The sequence below is a fragment of the Klebsiella sp. R445 genome, from assembly GCF_051131755.1.
Taxonomy (GTDB): Bacteria; Pseudomonadota; Gammaproteobacteria; order Enterobacterales; family Enterobacteriaceae; genus Klebsiella; species Klebsiella lignicola.
In genome coordinates, this window is record NZ_CP180446.1 from 4,542,164 (window position 1) to 4,565,853 (window position 23,690).

At 55.4% G+C, this 23,690-nt stretch carries 18 protein-coding genes; 11 read left to right on the forward strand and 7 right to left on the reverse strand.

What is annotated here, in order from left to right:
* The first annotated feature begins 66 nt into the window (after positions 1 to 66).
* The 6 genes from hisS (at position 67) to ACMYSN_RS21505 (ending at position 6,311) form a co-directional block, all read left to right on the forward strand.
* Positions 67 to 1,341: a histidine--tRNA ligase gene (gene hisS, locus ACMYSN_RS21480; RefSeq protein WP_462496102.1), complete on the forward strand. Its 1,275-nt coding sequence runs from the start codon at positions 67 to 69 to the stop codon at positions 1,339 to 1,341.
* A gap of 34 nt (positions 1,342 to 1,375) precedes the next feature.
* On the forward strand, positions 1,376 to 1,996 hold the full coding sequence (locus tag ACMYSN_RS21485) for a YfgM family protein (RefSeq protein WP_174507706.1): 621 nt from the start codon (positions 1,376 to 1,378) through the stop codon (positions 1,994 to 1,996).
* 10 nt (positions 1,997 to 2,006) lie between these two features.
* The gene (bamB, locus tag ACMYSN_RS21490) at positions 2,007 to 3,185 is read left to right on the forward strand and encodes an outer membrane protein assembly factor BamB (RefSeq protein WP_123755369.1); all 1,179 of its coding nucleotides are present in this window, start codon (positions 2,007 to 2,009) and stop codon (positions 3,183 to 3,185) included.
* Between the two features lie 161 nt (positions 3,186 to 3,346).
* On the forward strand, positions 3,347 to 4,825 hold the full coding sequence (gene der / locus ACMYSN_RS21495) for a ribosome biogenesis GTPase Der (RefSeq protein WP_123755368.1): 1,479 nt from the start codon (positions 3,347 to 3,349) through the stop codon (positions 4,823 to 4,825).
* Between the two features lie 131 nt (positions 4,826 to 4,956).
* Positions 4,957 to 6,042, forward strand: a complete 1,086-nt coding sequence (locus tag ACMYSN_RS21500; RefSeq protein WP_462496103.1) for a Gfo/Idh/MocA family oxidoreductase — start codon at positions 4,957 to 4,959, stop codon at positions 6,040 to 6,042.
* Positions 6,043 to 6,092: 50 nt separating this feature from the next.
* The gene (locus tag ACMYSN_RS21505) at positions 6,093 to 6,311 is read left to right on the forward strand and encodes a zinc ribbon domain-containing protein (protein ID WP_462496104.1); all 219 of its coding nucleotides are present in this window, start codon (positions 6,093 to 6,095) and stop codon (positions 6,309 to 6,311) included.
* A gap of 13 nt (positions 6,312 to 6,324) precedes the next feature.
* Here ACMYSN_RS21505 and xseA read toward each other — a convergent pair whose 3' ends face one another.
* Entirely contained in the window at positions 6,325 to 7,695 is a 1,371-nt protein-coding gene (xseA, locus tag ACMYSN_RS21510) for an exodeoxyribonuclease VII large subunit (protein ID WP_462496105.1), read from the reverse strand.
* Positions 7,696 to 7,853: 158 nt separating this feature from the next.
* Here xseA and guaB point away from each other — a divergent pair, with 158 nt between their 5' ends.
* Both guaB and guaA read left to right on the forward strand, forming a co-directional pair.
* The gene (gene guaB / locus ACMYSN_RS21515) at positions 7,854 to 9,320 is read left to right on the forward strand and encodes an IMP dehydrogenase (RefSeq protein ID WP_462496106.1); all 1,467 of its coding nucleotides are present in this window, start codon (positions 7,854 to 7,856) and stop codon (positions 9,318 to 9,320) included.
* A 65-nt stretch (positions 9,321 to 9,385) separates the two neighbouring features.
* Positions 9,386 to 10,963: a glutamine-hydrolyzing GMP synthase gene (gene guaA, locus ACMYSN_RS21520; RefSeq protein ID WP_462496107.1), complete on the forward strand. Its 1,578-nt coding sequence runs from the start codon at positions 9,386 to 9,388 to the stop codon at positions 10,961 to 10,963.
* A gap of 434 nt (positions 10,964 to 11,397) precedes the next feature.
* On the opposite strand, the gene ACMYSN_RS21525 is transcribed toward guaA, so the two are convergent.
* Complete coding sequence (locus ACMYSN_RS21525; protein WP_462498308.1) at positions 11,398 to 12,498, reverse strand: MFS transporter; 1,101 nt, start codon at positions 12,496 to 12,498, stop codon at positions 11,398 to 11,400.
* 191 nt (positions 12,499 to 12,689) lie between these two features.
* Here ACMYSN_RS21525 and ACMYSN_RS21530 point away from each other — a divergent pair, with 191 nt between their 5' ends.
* Positions 12,690 to 13,583, forward strand: coding sequence for a LysR family transcriptional regulator (locus tag ACMYSN_RS21530; protein WP_462496108.1), 894 nt, complete (start codon positions 12,690 to 12,692; stop codon positions 13,581 to 13,583).
* Between the two features lie 40 nt (positions 13,584 to 13,623).
* On the opposite strand, the gene ACMYSN_RS21535 is transcribed toward ACMYSN_RS21530, so the two are convergent.
* Positions 13,624 to 13,797 carry a YfgG family protein gene (locus ACMYSN_RS21535; protein ID WP_174507711.1) on the reverse strand — a complete coding sequence of 58 codons (174 nt, stop codon included), beginning with the start codon at positions 13,795 to 13,797 and terminating at the stop codon, positions 13,624 to 13,626.
* Positions 13,798 to 14,164: 367 nt separating this feature from the next.
* On the opposite strand from ACMYSN_RS21535, the gene ACMYSN_RS21540 reads away from it, so the two are divergent.
* On the forward strand, positions 14,165 to 16,402 hold the full coding sequence (locus ACMYSN_RS21540; protein WP_462496109.1) for a sensor domain-containing phosphodiesterase: 2,238 nt from the start codon (positions 14,165 to 14,167) through the stop codon (positions 16,400 to 16,402).
* A 47-nt stretch (positions 16,403 to 16,449) separates the two neighbouring features.
* Here ACMYSN_RS21540 and ppx read toward each other — a convergent pair whose 3' ends face one another.
* From ppx to purM, 4 genes are all read right to left on the reverse strand, one after another.
* The gene (gene ppx, locus ACMYSN_RS21545; protein ID WP_462496110.1) at positions 16,450 to 17,982 is read right to left on the reverse strand and encodes an exopolyphosphatase; all 1,533 of its coding nucleotides are present in this window, start codon (positions 17,980 to 17,982) and stop codon (positions 16,450 to 16,452) included.
* Positions 17,983 to 17,984: 2 nt separating this feature from the next.
* Positions 17,985 to 20,045, reverse strand: coding sequence for a polyphosphate kinase (ppk1, locus tag ACMYSN_RS21550; RefSeq protein WP_462496111.1), 2,061 nt, complete (start codon positions 20,043 to 20,045; stop codon positions 17,985 to 17,987).
* A 275-nt stretch (positions 20,046 to 20,320) separates the two neighbouring features.
* Entirely contained in the window at positions 20,321 to 20,962 is a 642-nt protein-coding gene (gene purN, locus ACMYSN_RS21555) for a phosphoribosylglycinamide formyltransferase (protein WP_462496112.1), read from the reverse strand.
* Positions 20,959 to 21,996 carry a phosphoribosylformylglycinamidine cyclo-ligase gene (purM, locus tag ACMYSN_RS21560; protein WP_434583570.1) on the reverse strand — a complete coding sequence of 346 codons (1,038 nt, stop codon included), beginning with the start codon at positions 21,994 to 21,996 and terminating at the stop codon, positions 20,959 to 20,961. Before purM ends, purN begins: the two co-directional genes overlap by 4 nt.
* A gap of 237 nt (positions 21,997 to 22,233) precedes the next feature.
* Between purM and ACMYSN_RS21565 the strand changes: the two genes are divergently transcribed.
* Positions 22,234 to 23,664 carry a 6-phospho-beta-glucosidase gene (locus ACMYSN_RS21565; RefSeq protein ID WP_462496113.1) on the forward strand — a complete coding sequence of 477 codons (1,431 nt, stop codon included), beginning with the start codon at positions 22,234 to 22,236 and terminating at the stop codon, positions 23,662 to 23,664.
* Positions 23,665 to 23,690 lie beyond the last annotated feature (26 nt).

Here is a 23,690-nt window from a genome sequence, read left to right on the forward strand (position 1 = left end):
GTATGATTGAACCTGCAGACGCGCGGCGTCGGGGTTCATTTTTGTATATATATAAAGAGATTAAACGTGGCAAAGAACATTCAAGCCATCCGTGGCATGAACGATTATCTGCCGGGCGAGACCGCTCTCTGGCAGCGCATTGAAGGCTCACTGAAACAGGTACTCGGCAGCTACGGTTACAGCGAAATCCGTTTGCCGATTGTAGAGCAGACCCCGTTATTCAAACGCGCGATCGGTGAAGTCACCGACGTGGTTGAAAAAGAGATGTATACCTTCGAAGACCGCAATGGCGACAGCCTGACGCTGCGTCCGGAAGGGACGGCGGGCTGCGTACGTGCCGGCATCGAACATGGTCTCCTGTACAATCAAGAACAGCGCCTGTGGTACGTCGGGCCGATGTTCCGCCACGAACGTCCACAAAAAGGGCGTTATCGTCAGTTCCACCAGATGGGTGTTGAAGTCTTTGGCCTGCAGGGTCCGGATATTGACGCTGAGCTGATCATGCTGACCGCTCGCTGGTGGCGTGAACTGGGGATTGCCGATCACGTCGCGCTGGAGCTGAACTCTATTGGTTCGCTGGAAGCTCGCGCCAACTATCGTGATGCGCTGGTCGCCTATCTTGAGCAGTTTAAAGATAAGCTCGACGAAGACTGCAAACGCCGCATGTACACCAACCCTCTGCGTGTTCTGGATTCCAAAAATCCGGAAGTGCAGGCGCTGCTGAACGACGCACCTGCGTTAGGCGACTATCTGGATGAAGATTCTAAAGCGCATTTCGCCGGGCTGTGTGCTCTGCTGGATGACGCCGGTATTCGCTACACCGTGAACCAGCGCCTGGTGCGCGGACTGGATTACTACAACCGTACCGTGTTTGAGTGGGTGACTACCAGCCTCGGCTCGCAGGGAACGGTGTGTGCTGGCGGTCGTTACGATGGCCTGGTGGAGCAACTGGGCGGGCGTGCAACGCCGGCTGTGGGCTTCGCGATGGGTCTGGAACGTCTTGTTTTACTGGTCCAGGCAGTTAATCCGGAATTTAAAGCCGATTCCGTTGTCGATATATACCTGGTAGCCTCCGGAACCGACACCCAGTCCGCCGCAATGCGTCTGGCTGAGCGGGTTCGCGATGCGCTGCCCGGCGTTAAGCTGATGACTAACCACGGCGGCGGCAACTTTAAGAAGCAGTTTGCCCGCGCGGACAAATGGGGCGCTCGTGTTGCTCTGGTGGTCGGCGAGTCAGAAATTGCTGACGGAAACGTGGTGGTGAAGGATTTACGCTCAGGTGAGCAAACTACCGTAACGCAGGATAGCGTTGCTGCGCATTTGCGCGCACTACTGGGTTAATCTCCCGGGAATCATTAGTCAGGAGAAGGACTGCGTGGAAACGTATAACAACGAAAACGATCAGGTCGATGCGCTCAAGCGTTTCTTTGCCGAAAATGGTAAAGCGCTGGCCGTTGGTGTGATTTTAGGGATTGGTGCGTTGGTTGGCTGGCGCTACTGGAGCTCTCATCAGCAGGATACGGCGAGAGAGTCGTCTTTATCCTATGAGAATGCGATTTCTGGGCTCAAATCAGACAAGCCTGAAGCGCTGACGACGGCAGAGAAATTTGCGGCTGACAACAAAAATACCTACGGTGCGTTCACCTCACTGGAACTGGCGCAGCGTTTTGTTGACAAGAACGATCTGCAAAATGCCGAAAAGCAGCTTCAGCAGGGCCTCGCCGCGGCGCCAGATGATAACCTGAAATCGGTTATCAATATGCGTCTCGCGCGTGTACAGCTGCAGCTGAAGAAACCAGATGAAGCGCTGAAAACCCTTGATGGTATTAAAGGCGAGGGCTGGGTTGCTATCGTTGCCGATCTCCGTGGTGAGATTCTGCTCGATAAAGGCGATAAGCAAGGCGCGCGCGCAGCCTGGGAAGCTGGCGTGAAAAGCGATGCTTCACCAGCGCTCAGCGAAATGATGCGTATGAAAATAAATAATCTGTCCATCTGAGAGGGACTCGATGCAATTGCGTAAATTACTTTTGCCAGGGCTGCTTTCCGTTACCTTATTAAGCGGTTGTTCGTTGTTTAACAGCGAAGAAGATGTGGTGAAAATGTCGCCACTGCCGACGGTGGAAAATCAGTTTACGCCGTCCACGTCCTGGAGCACCTCTGTTGGCGATGGTATCGGCGAATTCTATTCTAACCTGCACCCGGCTTTTGCGGACGGCGTGGTGTATGCGGCCGATCGTAAAGGCACCGTCAAAGCGCTGAATGCTGACGATGGTAAAGAAGTCTGGTCAATTAACCTGGCTGAGAAAGACGGCTGGTTCTCACGGACCCCGGCGCTGCTTTCCGGTGGTATCGCGGTCTCCGGCGGCCATGTCTATATCGGTAGCGAAAAAGCCCAGCTGTACGCTCTGAATACCAGCGATGGTACCGTGGCGTGGCAGGCGCGTGTTGCCGGTGAAGCGATTTCTCGTCCGGTCATCAGCGACGGCATGGTGCTGGTGCATACCAGCAACGGCCAGCTGCAGGCGCTGAACGAAACGGATGGCGCGGTCAAATGGACCGTCAACCTGGATATGCCGGCGCTGTCTCTGCGCGGTGAATCTGCCCCGGCGACCGCCTATGGCGCAGCCATCGTTGGTGGTGATAACGGTCGCGTGAGCGCTGTGCTGATGCAACAAGGGCAGATCATCTGGCAGCAGCGTATCTCCCAGGCAACCGGCCCGACCGAAATCGATCGTCTGAATGACGTCGATACCACTCCGGTTATCGTTAATGGCGTGGTTTATACCCTGGCGTATAATGGTAACCTGACGGCGCTGGATCTGCGTAGCGGCCAGATCATGTGGAAACGTGAGCTGGGCTCCGTGAACGACTTTATCGTTGACGGCGATCGTATCTACATGGTCGATCAGAATGACCGTATCCTGGCGCTCTCCACTGAAGGTGGTGTCACGCTGTGGACGCAAAGCGATCTATTACATCGCCTGTTAACGGCGCCGGTGTTGTATAATGGCAACCTGGTCGTTGGCGATAGCGAAGGCTATATGCACTGGATTAACCCAGAGGATGGTCACTTTGTGGCCCAGCAGAAAGTGGATAGCTCCGGCTTCCGTACCGACGCGGCAGTAGCCGATGGTCGACTGCTGATCCAGGCAACAGACGGCACGCTGTATTCCATTACGCGTTAGTCGTAGCGACATACCCAGTTGACCCGGGTTGCTTCGTGCGACCGGGATACAGCGGTATAGTGCATATTGATAAACGGCCCCTTGCACACAGGGGCCGTTTTGACTTTTTTTAAAACGTCGTTAAAACGACGTTGCATAGCAATTTGTAAGAGGCATTTAACATGATACCTGTGGTCGCGCTTGTCGGGCGCCCTAATGTTGGAAAATCCACGCTTTTCAACCGTTTGACGCGCACTCGTGATGCGTTGGTCGCGGATTTCCCGGGGCTGACTCGTGACCGTAAGTACGGTCGTGCTGAAGTTGAAGGTCGCGAATTTATCTGTATCGATACCGGCGGTATCGATGGCACAGAAGATGGCGTTGAAACGCGGATGGCGGAACAATCCCTGCTGGCGATTGAAGAAGCGGACGTGGTGCTGTTTATGGTTGATGCCCGTGCGGGTCTGATGCCGGCGGATACGGCGATCGCGAAACACCTCCGTTCTCGTGAAAAACCAACCTTCCTGGTGGCGAACAAAACTGACGGCATCGATGCCGATCAGGCGATTGCTGATTTCTGGTCGCTGGGGCTGGGTGATATTCACCCGATCGCGGCGTCTCACGGTCGCGGTGTTACCAGCCTGCTGGAGCACGTCCTGCTGCCATGGGCAGAAGAAATCGACCCTTCGGAAGAAGTCGATGAAGATGCGGCGTACTGGGCGCAGTTTGAAGCCGAGCAAAACGGCGAAGAAATTGAAGAGCCGGAAGATGACTTCAACCCGCAGGATCTGCCGATCAAACTGGCGATTGTCGGCCGTCCGAACGTCGGTAAATCAACGCTGACCAACCGTATTCTTGGCGAAGACCGCGTCGTGGTCTACGACATGCCGGGCACCACCCGTGACAGCATCTACATTCCGATGCAGCGCGATGAGCGTGAATACGTGCTGATCGACACCGCGGGCGTGCGTAAGCGCGGAAAAATTACCGATGTAGTCGAAAAGTTCTCGGTGATCAAAACCCTGCAGGCGATCGAAGACGCAAACGTCGTGATGCTGGTTATCGATGCCCGTGAAGGCATCTCCGACCAGGACCTCTCTCTGCTGGGCTTCATCCTCAACAGCGGGCGTTCGCTGGTGATTGTGGTCAACAAATGGGACGGCCTGAGCCAGGAAGTCAGAGAGCAGGTCAAAGAGACCCTGGACTTCCGTCTGGGCTTCATCGACTTTGCCCGTATCCACTTTATCTCCGCCCTGCACGGTAGCGGCGTGGGTAATCTGTTTGAATCCGTACGCGAAGCCTATGACAGTGCAACCCGTCGTGTCGGGACGGCGTTGCTGACCCGCATCATGACCATGGCCGCCGAAGATCACCAGCCGCCGCTGGTGCGCGGTCGCCGCGTGAAGCTGAAATATGCTCATGCCGGTGGTTATAACCCACCGATCGTGGTTATTCACGGTAACCAGGTGAAAGACCTGCCGGATTCTTACAAACGCTATTTGATGAACTACTTCCGCAAATCGCTGGAAGTCATGGGGACGCCGATCCGTATCCAGTTCAAAGAGGGTGAGAACCCGTTTGCCAACAAACGTAATACCCTGACGCCGAACCAGATGCGTAAGCGTAAGCGCTTAATTAAACACATCAAGAAAAGCAAATAATGGAAAACCCGCCGCTGGCGGGTTTTTTTTATCCCTCAGGAACGCATCCTGCCGCCGAATGAATCCGCAACGGACGCCGGCGCGGCGTGTATAATAACCGCATATTTTTTACTGATTATCTGGCAATCACGATGCAAGTAGGATTTATTGGACTGGGTGCGGTGGTCGAAACAGCCTATCTTCCGGCTCTCGGGCGTCTGGCGATGCCGCTCACGGCGTGCTGGGGCTTCGATGCCAATGCCGGGAGAAAACTGCCGGGCATCACCTGCTGTGAGTCGCTGGCGGCGCTGCTCGACAAACCGCTGGATCTGCTGTTTATCACCACCGCTTCACTACAGCATCTGCCGGTGCTGGAAGCGGCGCTGGCCTCAGACTGTCCGCGCATTGTGGTGGAAAAGCCGGTTGTTGCTACCCTGGAACAGATTGCCCTTCTGCGAACACGGCTTAGCGATCCGCATACCGCGCGGCGGGTTCTGGCGCTCGATCACTGGATGGCGCGTGATGGCGCGCTGAAGCTGGCCTTAGGTGAGCTGGATGCCCGTTGGGAAGGTCCGACGCTAAGCCGCCAGCCGCTGGTCTCTTCAATACGCGACATCGTCCGTATCGACGGCTTTTTGCAGGAGCCTAGCGGTTTTAACGCAAACGGCGAGCCGGCGGCGCTCAACTTTGCCACCGGTGAAGCGGACACCCGTCAGCTGCGTCATCCCGATGGCGTGATCCTCGATATCGGTACCCACGTGCTGGCCATGCTGCGCGAAACCATTCGCTACTGTGGCGGGGACGATGACATTCATCTCGCGGTCCGGCAGGCCAGCGACCGGCTCGGTCACGCCATCGCGCCAGGCGATTTTCACACTGCAGAAGGCAGCGCCCACCTGACGGGGGAGATCAGCGGCCTTGCGCTTAATATCTGGCTCAACAAATATGCCGGGCCTTCCGGAGGCCAGAAAGGGCTTCGCCTGTGGCTGCGTGACGGGCGGATTATCAGCCAGGATCGCCGCGATAACTGCGAAGTGGTGTCGTTGATTGACGGGGAGAGCGTCGATAGCTGGCAGCGCGCCGGTGCCATCTACGACCACTGCCTGGGAGAGCATATTCTGGGCGACAACAGCCTGTTTGTCCGCGCGCCCGATGAGGTCGCCCGCTTAACCCAGCGGCGGATCAACGAGGTGGCGCTGCTGCTGGAGCTACAGCAGCAATTACGCGGGCCGCACTGAAGCTGATGTCATGATAAACTGGGCAGACAAACCTTCAGTAAGGAATCACCATGGAACTTGCCTGTCCTGTTTGTCATGCGCCGCTGGAACTACAGGGGCAGAGTGCGCACTGTCGCCACTGTGCAACAGACTTTGCGCCGGAGGCTCGCTGTCCGGATTGCCACCAACCGCTCGAGGTATTAAAGGCGTGCGGGGCGGTGGATTATTTTTGTCAGCACGGACACGGGCTGATCTCGAAAAAGCGTGTGGAGTGGGTTCTGCCTGAGTAAGGCGGATGCGCCGTCAGGCTTTCTTCGCCCGTGTTTTCTTCACGGGCGTGACCGCGGTAACTTCGCTTTCTACCCAGCCGTCATTCAGGCGAGTGGAGAGCCGATCGCCGGCCTTCACCTGTTTGGTTTGTTTCAGCACTTTGCCATCGCTGGCTGAAGTGACGCTATAGCCGCGCGCCAGCGTCGCCAGCGGGCTGACGGCTTCGAGATGGGTCACCATGCTGCCAAAACGTTCGCGTTGCTCGCTCAAGCGCGCGTGCATGTTCTCGGCAAGACGATATTCCAGCTGTTGAATCCGTGACTGAATGCGATGAATGCGCGGCTGCGGGTTCTGCATATTCAGGCGTTGTACGACGCGCTGTTGACGCTGATCGGCACGCTTCATCTGCGTTTCAAGCGCCTGACGCATACGCTCACGCAGGCGTTCCAGAGTAGTTTGCTGGCGCACCAGGCGCAGCTGAGGATGCTGCTGCTGAAGGCGGTGGAACAGCTGGGTAAAGCGACGATGACGGTTGGCGATGAAATAGTCCATCGCCATTTCCAGGCGCTGCTGACCGGACTGCAGCTGACGTAACAGCTCCTGCTGATTGCGGCTGACAATTTCCGCAGCAGCAGAAGGGGTTGGCGCCCGCAGGTCAGCGACAAAATCGGCGATGGTCACGTCGGTTTCATGCCCGACGGCGCTGACGACCGGAATACGGCTGGCAAAAATCGCCCGCACAACCCGTTCATCGTTAAAACTCCATAAGTCTTCCAGCGAACCGCCGCCGCGACCCACGATCAGTACGTCACACTCTGCACGTTGGTTGGCTAAGGCGATGGCGCGAACGATCTGCGCTGGCGCGTCGTCACCTTGCACCGCGGTCGGGTAGATAACCACCGGCAGCGACGGATCGCGGCGTTTGAGCACCTGCAAAATGTCGTGCAGCGCAGCGCCGGTTTTCGAGGTGATCACCCCGACGCAGTGGGCCGGAGAGGGGAGCGCTTGCTTATGCTGTTGCTCAAACAGGCCTTCCGCCGCCAGCAAAGCTTTTAGCTGCTCATACTTCTGCTGCAGCAAGCCTTCACCGGCGGGCTGCATGCTTTCAACAATAATCTGATAATCGCCGCGCGGCTCATACAGGGTGATATTGGCGCGAACCAGCACCTGCTGCCCGTGCTGCGGGCGGAAGGTGACCCGGCGGTTGCTGTTGCGGAACATCGCGCAACGCACCTGGGCGTTATCGTCTTTTAAGGTGAAGTACCAGTGACCGGAGGAGGGCTGGCTGAAGTTTGAGATCTCGCCGCTGATCCAGACCTGACCCATTTCCTGTTCCAGCAGCATACGAACCGTCTGATTAAGGCGGCTGACGGTGAAAATGGAGGGAGATTTAGATGGCAACATGTGAGCAAGATCAAATTTTAAATCAGCAGGTTATTCAGTCGATAGTAACCTGCTGAGGGGCAATCGCAAGTATTATTTTCAAAAAAGGGTGGATGCAATCGGTTACGCTCTGTATAATGCCACGGCAATATTTATCCACCCAGGTCGAGATATTGCCCATGCTACGTATCGCTAAAGAAGCTCTGACGTTTGACGACGTCCTCCTCGTTCCCGCTCATTCTACCGTTCTGCCGAATACTGCCGATCTCAGCACTCAGCTGACGAAAACCATTCGTCTGAATATTCCAATGCTCTCCGCAGCCATGGATACCGTAACGGAAGCGCGCCTGGCAATTGCCCTGGCACAGGAAGGCGGCATCGGCTTTATTCACAAAAACATGTCAATCGAACGCCAGGCGGAGGAAGTTCGCCGCGTGAAGAAACATGAATCCGGCGTGGTTTCTGACCCACAGACCGTCCTGCCGACCACCACTCTGCGTGAAGTGAAAGAACTGACCGAACGTAACGGTTTTGCCGGTTATCCGGTGGTGAACGAAGACAACGAACTGGTGGGGATTATCACCGGCCGTGACGTGCGCTTCGTGACCGATCTCAACCAGCCGGTCAGCGTTTACATGACCCCGAAAGAGCGTCTGGTCACCGTGCGTGAAGGCGAAAGCCGCGACGTCGTGTTTGCTAAAATGCACGAAAAACGCGTTGAAAAAGCGCTGGTCGTGGACGCCGGTTTCCATCTGCGTGGCATGATCACGGTTAAAGACTTTCAGAAAGCGGAACGTAAACCGAACGCTTGTAAAGATGAGCACGGTCGTCTGCGCGTTGGTGCAGCGGTTGGTGCTGGTGCAGGAAACGAAGAGCGTGTTGATGCGCTGGTTGCTGCAGGTGTTGACGTGCTGCTGATTGACTCCTCCCACGGCCATTCCGAAGGCGTTCTGCAGCGCATCCGTGAAACCCGTGCTAAATACCCGGACCTGCAAATCATCGGCGGTAACGTCGCGACGGGTGCCGGTGCTCGTGCCCTGGCTGAAGCCGGCGTGAGCGCGGTGAAAGTGGGTATCGGCCCTGGCTCTATCTGTACGACCCGTATCGTGACCGGCGTGGGTGTACCGCAGATTACCGCGGTGTCTGATGCTGTCGAAGCCCTGGAAGGAACCGGTATTCCGGTTATCGCCGACGGCGGTATTCGTTTCTCCGGTGATATTGCCAAAGCGATCGCCGCTGGCGCCGCGGCCGTCATGGTTGGTTCCATGCTGGCAGGTACCGAAGAATCTCCGGGTGAAATCGAACTCTACCAGGGGCGTTCTTACAAATCTTACCGCGGTATGGGTTCTCTGGGCGCGATGTCCAAAGGCTCTTCAGACCGTTATTTCCAGAGCGATAACGCGGCAGACAAACTGGTACCGGAAGGTATTGAAGGCCGTGTTGCCTATAAAGGCCGCCTGAAAGAGATCATTCACCAGCAGATGGGCGGCCTGCGCTCCTGTATGGGACTGACCGGTTGTGGTACCATCGACACCCTGCGTACTAAAGCGGAGTTCGTGCGTATCAGCGGGGCTGGTATCCAGGAAAGCCACGTTCACGACGTGACGATCACCAAGGAATCCCCGAACTACCGCATGGGCTCCTGATTTTCATCGCCCGGCCATGCGCCGGGCGATTTTATTTAATCGCTACTGCTCTGGAATAAACGTCAATGACGGATAACATTCATAAACATCGCATTCTAATCCTGGACTTCGGTTCTCAGTACACCCAGCTGGTTGCACGTCGCGTACGTGAATTAGGGGTTTATTGCGAGCTGTGGGCCTGGGACGTGACAGAAGCTCAAATTCGTGAGTTCAACCCAAGCGGCATCATTCTTTCCGGCGGCCCGGAAAGCACCACCGAGCATAACAGCCCGCGCGCACCGCAGTATGTGTTCGACGCTGGCGTGCCGGTATTTGGTGTGTGCTACGGCATGCAGACCATGGCAATGCAGCTGGGCGGTCACGTTGAAAGCTCTACCGAGCGTGAATTTGGCTACGCACAGGTCGAAGTTAAAACTGACAGCGCGCTGGTTCGCGGCATTGAAGACTCCCTGAACGCTGCTGGTCGTCCGCAGCTCGACGTGTGGATGAGCCACGGTGACAAAGTTACCGCTATCCCGTCTGACTTCGTGACCGTTGCCAGCACCGAGACCTGCCCGTTTGCCATTATGGCCAACGAAGAAAAACGTTTCTACGGCGTGCAGTTCCACCCGGAAGTGACCCATACCCGTCAGGGCCAGCGTCTGCTGGAGCGTTTTGTTCTGGACATCTGCGGCTGCGAAGCGCTGTGGACCCCGGCAAAAATCATCGAAGATGCGATTGTTCGCATCCGCGAGCAGGTTGGTAACGACAAAGTTATCCTCGGCCTGTCCGGCGGCGTTGACTCCTCGGTCACCGCGATGCTGCTGCACCGCGCTATTGGTAAAAACCTGACCTGCGTCTTCGTCGACAACGGCCTGCTGCGTCTGAATGAAGCCGCTCAGGTAATGGATATGTTCGGCGATCACTTCGGCCTGAATATCGTTCACGTTGAAGGCGAAAACCGCTTCCTGACCGCGCTGGCGGGCGAAAACGACCCGGAAGCCAAGCGTAAAATCATCGGCCGCGTATTCGTTGAGGTGTTCGACGAAGAAGCGCTGAAACTGGAAGACGTTAAGTGGCTGGCACAGGGCACTATCTACCCTGACGTTATCGAATCTGCCGCTTCCGCGACCGGTAAAGCGCACGTCATCAAATCTCACCACAACGTGGGCGGTCTGCCGAAAGAGATGAAGATGGGTCTGGTTGAACCGCTGCGTGAGCTGTTCAAAGATGAAGTGCGTAAGATTGGTCTGGAGCTGGGCCTGCCGTACGACATGCTGTACCGTCACCCGTTCCCGGGTCCAGGTCTGGGTGTTCGCGTGCTGGGCGAAGTGAAGAAAGAGTACTGCGACCTGCTGCGTCGCGCGGATGCTATCTTCATCGAAGAGCTGCACAAAGCTGACCTGTACAACAAAGTGAGCCAGGCGTTCACCGTGTTCCTACCGGTCCGTTCCGTTGGCGTCATGGGCGATGGCCGTAAATACGACTGGGTTGTCTCCCTGCGTGCGGTCGAAACCATCGACTTTATGACCGCCCACTGGGCGCACCTGCCATACGATTTCCTTGGCCGCGTGTCCAACCGCATCATCAACGAAGTGAACGGTATCTCCCGCGTGGTGTATGACATCAGCGGCAAACCGCCAGCAACGATTGAGTGGGAATAATCTCCCGGCGTGATTAAACAAAACCCTCTGTTTTTACAGAGGGTTTTTTCGTTTTATGGGTTCCCAATCACTCAATCGGAAGTGAGAAAGCGGCATCTTGTTGGTGGTCTAAAAGTGGTCAATATTAAAACCATTGTATGATTATTCGGTGAAGCCATCATGAAAGTAGAGACTATCAGCTACGTTAAAAAAACGCAGAGAGGCTTGATCTGTCGGAGAAGGATAAATCTGACGGGCGCTTGTTCTCAAAAGACCAACTGCTGGATGGAATTGCGGATTAAACCCAGAGCACGCAGCGTAAAGGGATTTCCATTGAGCCGCTGGTCACCTTTGAATACACGCTTACTGTAAAGCACTGCATCGACACCATTGCGTGGCAGTTATTCCCCCAACCCCCTCAGTAAAAGCAGAGGGGGGGCGTTTTAGACCGAGTATTAAGGTGGGCTAAGCGCTGGTGATGGACGCAGAGTCTTGCCGCGGGCAATGGTCAGTGCCAATCCGGCGACCACCAGCGCCAGTCCGGCGGACACCCCTAAACTCCCCTGAATCCCGAGATGTTGATTAAGCCAGGCATAGGCAAATGGTGAGGCCGCAGCCAATAGCTGGGCCGGGATCAGCAGGATGCCGGTGCGGCGGGCGTAATCCTGGGTGGCAAACAGCTGTAGCGGCAGCGTTGCCTTAAACACTGTCGTCAGTCCGTTGATTGCGCCATACCCCAGCACAAACCCTGCGGCAGCCCACGCAACGCTGGGGGCGCTCAGGCCGAGGGCGAAACACAGCGGCATCAGGAAAGTGGTCAGCAGGGTAAGCTTCAGCGGCGTGAGCGCAGAGCCGGACGCGACCTCCAGAAATCGCGCGCCGGTTTGCCCCACGCCCCACAGCATTCCCACCGCCACCGGCAGCCCGTAGCTGGCAATAAATTCTGGCAGATGAGTGGAGGTGCCATTGGAGACAAAGGTGACCAAGGCGATCAGCGTGGCATATAGCAGGCCCATACGCTTTTCATGGTGCGAAGCAGGAAGGCGCTCGTGCTGGCGTATCGCGACAGGCTGGGTGTGATTGGGCATCCGCCAGAGCAGGAGCGCACTCAGCAGACCCAGCAGACCGTAGACCAGCAGCGCGTGTCGCCAGTCCGTCACCGTCAGCAAAGCGGCCCCCAGCGGCCAGAACAGGGCTGATGCTAGCCCGCCCGCCAGCGTGACCCGGGAGATCGTTCGTCTCGCCTGCTGGCCGTAAAGATTCACCAGCGCGGCGAACAGGGCGTCATACAGTGCCAGACGCATGCCGATACCGGTGAGCAGCCAGATGCCCAGCCAGCCGCTCAGGGAATGGACCGTGGCCATCATGAAACATCCCGCCGCTATCGTCAGCGTGCCGCAAAGCACCACCCGCTGGCCGCCAGCTCGCGCCAGAAGCGGGGAGACGAAAGGGGAGAGCAACGCCATTATCAGCATGGCTAGGGTCAGGCCGAGGTAGATGTGGGTCGCGGGCCAGCCGGTGTCCTGGTGGATGGCACGGGCAAAGGTGCCCGGCATATAAAATGAAATCCCCCAGTTAATCAGCTGATTGCACCCGACAGCCAGCGTGAGTAAAGCGGTAGGGTGGCGTGTTTGTTCAGTCACTTTTGTGGTGTTCCAGTCAGTTATGCGGTTGTCGGCAGCATAACCCGCACGCTATTGTGCTGGCAGACCGGTTTGTTTATGACCCTTATAAGAGAAACTTTGCAATGACGACGCTTAATCTGGGATATCTGGCGACCTTTCGGCTGGTGGTCCAGCGCGGGAGCTTTTCTGCCGCTGCCGATGTGCTGGGGCTATCGCAGCCTGCGGTCAGCCTGCAGGTGCGCCAGCTGGAACAGTTTCTCCAGACCCGCTTGATTGAGCGAACCGGACGAGGCATTAAAGCCACGTCTGCCGGAGAAGCGCTGTTAGGTCACAGTGAGCATATCGACCGTGCGGTCAGCGCCGCGCTGCAGTCGGTCAACGAGTGTAGCCATGAGATCAGCGGCTCGATAACGCTAGGGACGGGAGCGACGGCCTGCATTCACCTTTTACCTCCGTTGTTACAGCAGCTGCGGCTGGCACATCCGCTGCTGACGGTGGGCGTCACGACCGGCAATACGGTTGATATCGTGCGGGCCGTGGAAGAGAACCGGCTCGATCTGGGGCTGGTGACGCTCCCAGCCAGCGGGCGTAGCCTGGTCGTCACTTCGCTACTGGATGAGGAGTTTGTTTTTATCTTTGCCCGCGATGGCGACGAGTTGCCATCGCCGCTGACGCCAGAACGGTTACAGGCGCTGCCGTTGATTGCCTTTGAGGCAGGAAGTGGAACCCGGGAGCTCATCGACGGCTGGTTCCGTGCCGCCGGGCTGCTGGTGGCACCGGTCATGCAGTTGGGCAGCATCGAGGCCATTAAACGCATGGTACGCGCCGGGTTGGGGTATAGCATTGTCCCGCGCATGGCGGTTGAGCAGCCTGAAGACCGGCACGGATTATCTGTTCAGTCGCTGACGCCGTCTCTGCACCGACAGTTAGGTGTGGTCATGCGTCAGGATAAAATTCTCAGCAAAGGGATCGGTGAAATACTGCGTCTGCTACGCGGTGTGCGCTTCCCTGTTTAAGGCGATGCGACCGGCATGCGGCTGACACGACAGTGTCGGCTTATTCCCGCGGGGGAGTATCAACAGTAATCGTAGACTGCTGAGACTGGAGCTTGTCCTGATGATGGTACCAGGCGCCGATGGAGGAGTAGACGAATCGTCCAAAGAAAAAGATAAAGCTGATAAGCAGTACGATACGGGTCATGCGACGGTTAAATCGATGTCGTTTACGCATACTGGGTGCCTGACTCACAAAAGGTTCCTTAAAGTATACCCACAAGTGGGCGATATGGGTATTAAGGCACAGGAAGGGCGCAGGGTCAATTGATGGGGATGTAAAAATCCGTGGCTCAGACATTACTTAATGTTATGTAAGGTGCTCATCACATTTACATGGTTTCTCATTCGGCGGTTCAATGCCAAAAAAATAAGATTTATTAATGTTAGAGTATAATTTATTTGATTTAAATCAACTGTGCGCGGCTGTTGGTCACTAAAATCTTCTGCTCGTTCCGCATCGTTATTATTTCGCGGTCAGGATGGTTGGGTTGGATGCCTGCCTGAATATACCCTGCTGGAATCTGGGTTATCATAGAGCATCAATGACAATAATTAAACAATATAAACAGTATCGGGATAAATGGTGGGCGTTGCCGCTTATCTTACCTACGCTTTTACTGCCTCTGGCAAGAGAGGCAAATACCTACGCTGAGCTCAACGGTAGTGAAGTTTCTCTTTACTATTTACCGTTAGCGTTGGTCCTCAGCCTGATGCTTTTTTTTGGCTGGGCGGCATTGCCAGGTATTATCATTGGCCTGCTGTGCACTATTGCGCGCGGAATGAGTCCAGAGAACGCGGTCAGCGTTATTTTCCATTTCCTGATCCCTGTCGTGCTGTGCTGGGGTGGATACCGAATCTTCGTGCCACACCGGCAGCATATTGCGCATGGCAATGTGAGCCTGATGCCGCACCGATTGTTCTGGCAAATGTTTCTGCCATCACTCATTTTTCTGGTGATTTCCCAACTGGCTGAGTACCTGGGGATGCATCCGCGGCGGGCGGATCTGATTGGCGTGGATCCGTTAAGCCTGCGAACGTTAGTGACTTTTCAGGCTTTGATGGTGGGTTGTTTAACCGGCGTGCCGCTATGCTATTTGCTGATTCGTATTATCCGTAATCCATGGCATATCCGTGGGTTTATTTCACAAGCGAATCTACAGGTTGACCCAAAAATAAAATATGTCGAATTTGTGCTATGGGCTGCGTCATTGTTAATGTTATTGGCACTATTATTTATGCCACTGAATAGCAGAAGTACGATATTTAGCACAAATTATACATTATCATTACTTATGCCGGTGATGTTATGGGGAGCGATGCGTTTTGGCTATCGCTATATCTCGCTGATCTGGTCGCTGGTGCTGATTTTAATTATTCATTTTCACGAGCGCTATTTACCCTCTTCAATGGTTTATCATAATCAGATAGCCATCACCTCCTCGAGCTATCTGGTGTTCTCTTTTATTATTGCTTATATGGCCATGCTGGCGACCCAACAGCGCATGATTCACGCCCGGGTTCGGCGGATGGCATTTCTCGACCCGGTAGTCCATATGCCCAATTTACGGGCGCTGAGCCGCTCGTTAGATAACTCAATCTGGTCAGTGCTGTGCTTTTTGCGGATACCGGAGCTGGAACTGCTTGGCCGTCATTATGGCGTTCTGTTGCGTATCCAATATAAACAGCAGCTTGCCGAGCATTTAGGCGACGTTTTACAACCGAATGAAGCCGTCTACCATCTTTCCGGCCATGACCTGGTGATCCGCCTGAACAGCGGCGAGCATAAGGCACGAATTGCAACACTGGCTGAACACATCAGACGCTTCCGCCTGGTCTGGGACGGGATACCTCTGCAGCCCACCGTTGGGATCAGCTACTGCAGCGTTCGTTCGCCGGTTCAGCATCTCTATTTGTTGTTAGGCGAGCTCAACAACATTGCCGATATGTCGCTGACCAGCGGCCAGCCGGAAAATCTGCAGCGCCGCGGCGCCGTGCATATCCAGTCCGGACTGAAAGATAAAGTGGCGATGATGAACCAGATCCAGCATGCGCTGGAAAACAATCAGTTTCAGCTGGCGGCTCAGCCTATCGTCGGCATTCGCGGCGATAGCTATCATGAAGTGCTGCTGCGAATGGTGGGGGAAGACGGGGCGCTGATTTACCCGGAAACCTTCCTGCCGGTGGCGCAAGAGTTTGGCCTCGCATCGCGTGTCGACCTGTGGGTGCTGGAGCACACCATCGCCTTTATGAACCGGCACCGGCAGACGCTCCCGGGGCTGCGGCTGGCGATGAACCTTTCACCGGTTTCCGCCAGCAGAAGCCAGTTCCCCGGCGAAGTGGAGATCCTGCTGGCGCACTACGATGTTGAGCCCTGGCAGTTAATCTTTGAGCTGACGGAAAACCACGCGCTCACCAATCCGGAGCTTGCGCGGCAAACCGTGGCACAGCTGCAGACGTTAGGCTGCCGCGTGGCCATCCGCGATTTTGGTACGGGTTCCGCCAGCTATGCTCGCCTGAAAAGTCTGGATGTCGATTTACTGCGCATTGACGGCAGCTTTATCCGCAATCTGCCTTCCAGCAGCCTCGATTACCAGGTGGTGGCCTCGATTTGCCATCTGGCGCGGATGAAAAATATGCAGGTGGTGGCGGAGTATGTTGAGACGCCGGAGATTCGACAGGTGGTGCAGTCTCTGGGGATTGACTACCTGCAGGGTAGCGACATTGGTGTACCGGTTCCGCTGGATTCTCTGGCAAACAAGGAAATGGCCGAGGCTGGCTGACGGGTAAGATAAGAAAGCGGCCGGGTTGTTTCAACCCGGCCTGCGGATTAGTTGTCGGGCTCTTCCTCGGCAATCTTCAGCAACCAGTCGGGCACACCTTCCCAGTACTGCTGCTCTTTTTCCAGATCGAGCAGCACCAGTGCATTCTGGCTGAACCAGTCGTGCGGGAAGACCAGCGTCCAGTGGTTAGCTTCCGTTTGCAGACGTAGCGTAGGCGGCGTGGTGGTCGCCTGGCGCTGGTTATTCAACAAGATGCCCAAACGCAAAAGCTGAATCAGCGGCAGGAACTGCTTTTTCTTAAACAGCGTAAAGCGCGGCAAATCGTCGAGCTTGATGGCTTTACGATGATAGCGAACCAGCGTTGCCATCAGCATTTGCTGCTCCTGATTGAAGCCGGGCAAATCGCTGTTCTGCAGGATATACGCCGAGTGGCGATGCATCCCGCTATGGTTAATATTTAGCCCCACTTCGTGCAGCATAACCGCCCATTTGAGCAGTGCAGACAGGTGCGGGTTGGCAAGCTTGGGATTCTGCTCCTGCCACTGTTCGAACATGTGGGTGGTGGTTTCCAGCACCCGACGCGCCTGCTCACGGTCAATATTGTACTGATTCGCCAGGCTTTGCGCGGTGCGGCTACGGATATCCTGATGGCGGAAACGTCCTTCCATTTCGTACAGCACGCCTTCACGCAGCGCGCCGTCGGATAAACGCAGCTCTTTGATCGCCAGCGCGTCAAAAACGCCGCTCAGAATCGCCAGCCCGGGCGCGAAAACTGCTTTGCGCTCCTCTGACAGCCCCGGCAGACTGAGAGCATCGAAGTTTTTATACTTCAGCACTTCATCCACCAGCATTTCCAGACGTTCCGGGGTAATAAAGCCGTCTTTTTCTCCCATCGCCACCAGCACTTCCTGCGCGGCTTTGATGGTGCCAGAGGCACCCAGCGCCACGTTCCAGCCCTGGATACGGAATTGCCATGCCAGCGTTTCCAGCTTCTGCACGGCCGACAGGCGCGCGCGCTGGAAATTCTCTTTGTTAATGGTGCCGCCAGGGAAGTAGATCTGCGAGAAGCTGACGCAACCCATGCGCCGGCTTTCAACCAGCCGCGGTTCGAAATCCTCGCCAATCACCAGCTCCGTCGAACCACCGCCGATATCGATGACCAGCTTACGGCCCCTTTCCGGCTGCGTATGCTCAACGCCCATAAAAATCAGGCGTGCTTCTTCATTCCCCGAGATTATCTCAATCGGATAGGGAATCACTTTTTCCGCACGCTTGAGAAACTCAGCGGCGTTTGCCGCCTGGCGTAAGGTATGGGTCCCGACGATGCATACGCTGGAGGGGGAAAAACCCTGCAGGCGTTCGGCGAACAGCGACAGGCAGTTAAGCCCGCGAGCGATCGCTTCTTCGCTAAGCACGGAGTTTTCATCCAGGCCATCGGCCAGGTGAACCCGTTGTTTCAGGCGGCCGATGATCTGCATCGCGCCGTCGACGACACGCGCGATCACCATATGAAAACTGTTTGAACCAAGGTCGACCGCAGCAAACTCCTGAGGACGAGGGGTTTTTTCGTTTATTGGCATAGTTAGTCGGGCTGTTCGAGTGATTTGAGATAGTCGTAGATCGCCAGCTGTGCGCGTACCTTACGGCGGTTGCCGCGCGGTACATAGCGATTACTCAGTTCTTTATCAAGATAGCGTGCTTTGACCGTGTCGTTGAACAACAGATCAAAAATATCCAGTACGCGCTGTTTCAGGCGCGGATCCAGCAGCGGGGCGGCCACTTCAATACGGTAGTCAATATTGCGTGTCATCCAGTCTGCGGAAGAGAGCCAGACCTGCTTGTCGCCGCCGTTTTCAAAGACATAGACGCGATCGTGCTCCAGGAAGCGGTCAACGATACTGGTCACGCGAATGTTTTCGCTGATGCCTTCCAGGCCGGGGATCAGCGAGCACATGCCGCGTATCAACAGATTAACCGGAACCCCGGAACTTGAGGCCGCATACAGGCGATCCACCAGTCCCTTATCCACCAGGTTGTTCAGCTTCAGCGTGATGCCGGAAGGCTGTCCGTTCTGGGCGTTGGCAATCTCTCTGTCGATCATTTCATACAGCAGGCGGCGCGAGTTCTGTGGCGAAACCAGCAGATAATCGAAGTTTACCGGGCGGTATGGGTTTTCGATAAAGTTAAAGACGCGACGCACTTCATTGGTAATACGCGCATCGGCGGTCAGCAACGAATAGTCGGTATACAAGCGGGCGGTTTTTTCGTTGAAGTTGCCGGTACCGATATGGGCATAGCGGACGACTTCATCACCCTCTTTACGCGACACCAGGAACAGCTTGGCGTGAATTTTCAGGCCCGGCGCGGAGAAGATAACGTGCACGCCCGCTTCGGTCAGGCGTTTTGCCCAATGAATGTTGGCTTCTTCATCAAAGCGCGCCTGCAGTTCGACCACGACGGTAACTTTTTTACCATTATGGGCGGCATGGATCATCGAGTCGATGATGCGTGAATCTTTGGCAACGCGATAAATATTGATTTTGATGGCCAGCACGCTCGGGTCGAACGACGCCTGACGCAGCAGTTCCAGCACGTGCTCAAAGGTATGGTACGGATAGTACAGCAGCACGTCGCGCTCGCGAATCGCGTCAAACCCGTTACGGAATTTATCGAACCAGGTGTGGCGAAGGCGCGGCAGTGGCTTGTTGACCAGATTGGCCTTCCCGACGTTCGGGAAGCCGATAAAGTCTTTGAAATTATGATAGCGGCCGCCCGGCAGCATCGAGTCGTAGCGCGAAATAGAGAACATCTCACGCAGCATTTCGACCATGGTGTCCGGCATGTCGCGCTGATAGACAAAGCGTACCGGCTCCGCCGTCAGACGCTGTTTCAGGCTGGAGGACATCAGCTCCATCAGGCTCGATTCCATCTCGTGTACCAGGTCGTACTCGGCATCACGGGTCATTTTCATCGAGTAGGCGTTGAGCGCATCGTAATCAAAGAAGCCTTTAAAAATATCATCCAGGCAGTAGCGCAGGATGTTATCAAGCAAAATCATTGGTTTGCGGCGACGTGGTGCTTCCGGCGGCAGGTTCACAAAGCGCGGGACTTTATCTGACGGAATTTCCAGCAGGGCGTAATTGATGGTCTCGCCGCGGATGATTTCGACCGCCAGATAGGTGTAATCGTCTTTCAGAAACTGGATCAGGTCCGTTTCAGGGTTAATCAGAATAGGGGTGATATGCTGGCGCAGGTAGTGTTTGAAGTAGTTGCGTAGCCAGGACTGCTGATTGACCGAGAGCTGGCGTTCGTTGATCAGGAAGATTTGGTTACGCGCCATCTCCAGCAGCAGCTCGTTGTACAGGCTGTCAAACTCCTGGTCAGCTTTGAGGACCCGGGCCTGGATTTTACCTAATAAATGGCGAGAATGGGCGGTACTGCCTTGTTCTTCGCTAATAATGATGCGGCGCTTAAGTTCAGCGAAGCGCACTTTATAGAATTCGTCGAGATTGTTGGAGTAGATTCCCAAAAAGCGCATGCGCTCAATCAGTGGGTTGCTTTTATCCGCCGCTTCCTGAAGTACGCGTTCGTTAAAGGACAACCAGCTGAGTTCTTTCTCGATATATAGCTTTTCCTGGCCCATTACAACTCACACTCCGGTTGATTGATGTTGCTTTTTCATTATGGCGAGCTTTGCCATTGAATGTCCAACTATGTCAAAGAAGTATGACAGTTTTCTTTCAATATGCTGTGAAGAAAAAAGGTGCTGCGCGTTTGCTGATATTGTAGACAAAACCAGGTTCTTCCCGGGCGTCGACGCGCCATAAACGGCCATGGGATGAGGGTGGAGAAGACGGTATGACCAGCGAAATAATGCACCAAAAAAAACGCCTCTGAGTAAGGCAGAGGCGTTGATATTTATTCTTCGGCGGCATATCCCTGCGCCGGCAGAGGAACATTATCAAGCCATGCCTGATTGCCCTCCATGCGCAGACGACCGTCGACAAACCAGCTCACGACCAGCGGATAAATCGCATGCTCCTGAGCCTGTACGCGGGCGGTGATATCGTCTTCGCTGTCATCGGCGAAAACCGGCACTTTGGCTTGCAGAATGACCGGGCCGCCGTCGAGCTCATCGGTGACGAAATGCACCGATGTCCCGTGCTCTTCATCACCGTTTTCCAGCACCTGGCGGTGCGTATGCAGCCCCGGGTATTTTGGCAACAGTGACGGGTGGATATTCAGCAGGCGCCCCTGATAGTGGGCGACAAACGCCGGACTAAGGATCCGCATATAGCCCGCCAGCACCACCAGATCCGGTGCGTAAGCATCGATCTCTTGCATCAGCTCGCGATCGAAAGCTTCACGGTTGGCAAACTGGCTGGCCGTCAGCGCGTGGGCCGCAACATGGGCTTCACGTGCACGTTCAAGGCCGAACGCGTCGGCCTTATTACTGAATACCGCTCGCAGGGTGCCGTTGATCTGTTTCCGGGCGCAGGCGTCGATAATCGCCTGCAAATTACTGCCGTTACCGGAAATCAGCACCACGATGTTTTTCATTCAATGACCACACGCTGTTCGGAATCTGAAGCTTTGATATAGCCTATTTTCCACGCGTTTTCACCTTTCTCGCTCAGCAGCGCAATGGCGCTGTCGGCGACATCGGCCGGCAGGGCGATAACCATACCGACACCGCAGTTGAAGGTACGGTACATTTCATGGCTGCTGACGTTACCGGCAGTTTGCAGCCAGTTGAAGACTTCCGGCCATTGCCAGGAAGACTCATCGATGACCGCCTGGGTGTTGTCCGGCAGCACGCGCGGAATGTTTTCCCAGAAGCCGCCACCGGTCAGGTGAGCGATAGCATGCACGTCAACGTTGGCAATCAGGTCCAGCACCGACTTAACGTAGATGCGGGTCGGCGCCAGCAGGTGGTCCGCCAGCGGGGTACCGTTCAGGTCAGTGGTCTGAGGATCGACACCGCTGACTTCGATAATTTTACGCACCAGCGAGTAGCCGTTGGAGTGCGGGCCGCTGGATGCCAGTGCCACCAGCACATCACCATCGGCAACTTTGCTGCCATCGATGATTTCTGATTTTTCTACTACGCCGACGCAGAAACCGGCCACGTCATAGTCATCTCCGTGGTACATCCCCGGCATCTCTGCCGTTTCGCCGCCAACCAGCGCACAGCCGGACTGCAGACAGCCTTCGGCGATACCGCTGATGACGCTGGCTGCCGTATCGACATCCAGTTTGCCAGTGGCATAGTAGTCGAGGAAAAACAGTGGCTCTGCGCCCTGGACCACCAGGTCGTTGACGCACATCGCCACGAGATCGATACCGATAGTATCGTGGCGCTTCAGATCCATCGCCAGACGCAGCTTGGTACCGACGCCATCAGTGCCGGAAACCAGAACCGGTTCGCGGTATTTTTGCGGCAATGCGCACAGTGCGCCGAATCCGCCCAGTCCACCCATCACTTCCGGGCGACGGGTTTTCTTCACCACACCCTTAATACGGTCGACGAGAGCGTTGCCTGCATCAATATCTACGCCGGCATCTTTATAGCTGAGAGAGGTTTTATCGGTCACTGCGAAATCTCCACACATTTGCGGTAGCAAGAAAAATCGGCGCAATTCTAACAGGGATAGCAAACGTTTGCGAGCCTGCTTTACAGTCGGCGTGAATCAGCCGCAATATGCACAAATTTGATACTGTTCACGAAAATGAAACCGGGTACATTCTTGTGCTTGCCTCTGTCTGTGGGAATCGCCATCATGCCACTGAAACCGGTTTCTTTTTTGTGTTCAGGATAAAAGGAAGAGAACATGTCTGGATTTAAAGAAGGTTTTCTGTGGGGCGGCGCTGTGGCGGCGCATCAGCTTGAAGGGGGCTGGCAGGAAGGGGGGAAGGGCATCAGCGTGGCTGATGTGATGACCGCCGGAGCGCACGGCGTGCCGCGTGAAATCACCGATGGCGTGGTGGCGGGGAAAAACTATCCCAACCATGAGGCGATTGATTTTTACCATCGTTATAAAGACGATATTCAGCTGTTTGCAGAAATGGGCTTCAAATGTTTCCGCACCTCGATTGCCTGGACACGTATCTTCCCACAGGGCGATGAGCTGACGCCAAACGAAGCCGGCTTACAATTCTATGACGACCTGTTCGATGAGTGCCTGAAGCACGGCATTGAGCCGGTGATTACGCTCTCCCACTTCGAAATGCCGTACCATCTGGTGACGGAGTATGGCGGCTGGCGTAACCGTAAACTGATCGATTTCTTCGTGCGCTTTGCGAAAGTGGTATTCCACCGCTATCAGCATAAAGTGAAGTACTGGATGACCTTCAATGAGATCAACAACCAAGCAAACTATCACGAAGACTTCGCGCCATTCACGAACTCAGGCCTGAAGTACCAGCCGGGTGAAGACCGTGAGCCGGTGATGTATCAGGCGGCGCATTACGAGCTGGTTGCCAGCGCCCTGGCGGTGAAGGCCGCACGTGAGATTAACCCGTCGCTGCTGGTGGGCTGCATGATTGCAATGTGCCCAATCTACCCGCTCTCCTGCGCCCCGAACGATATGATGATGGCGATGAACGCCATGCATCGCCGCTACTGGTTCACCGATGTGCATGTCCGTGGCCGCTATCCACAGCATCTGCTGAACTACTTTGCCCGTCGCGGGTTTGAGCTGGATATCACCGACGCGGATAGCCAGGCGTTGAGCGAAGGCTGCGTCGACTATATTGGCTTTAGCTACTATATGTCCTTCGCGACCAAAGCGACCGATGATAACCCGCAGCTGGATTATGACGAGACGAAAAGTTTGGTCTCCAACCCGTACGTCCAGAAATCAGACTGGGGCTGGCAGATTGACCCGGTGGGCCTGCGTTACTCCCTGAACTGGTTCTGGGATCACTATCAGCTGCCGCTGTTTATTGTTGAGAACGGCTTTGGCGCCATCGACGTGCGCGAAGCGGACGGCACGGTAGACGATCGCTACCGCATCGATTATCTTTCTGCGCATATTGCCGAGATGAAAAAAGCGGTGGTTGAGGACGGCGTGGATCTGATGGGCTATACCCCATGGGGATGTATCGATCTGGTGTCCGCCGGCACCGGCGAAATGAAAAAACGCTATGGCTTTATTTACGTTGATAAAGATAATGAAGGTAACGGTACGCTGGACCGTAGCCGTAAGGCATCATTCACCTGGTATCAACAGGTTATTAGTACCAACGGTGATGCGTTGTAGTTGACCGTTCATTTCATCCAACCCCG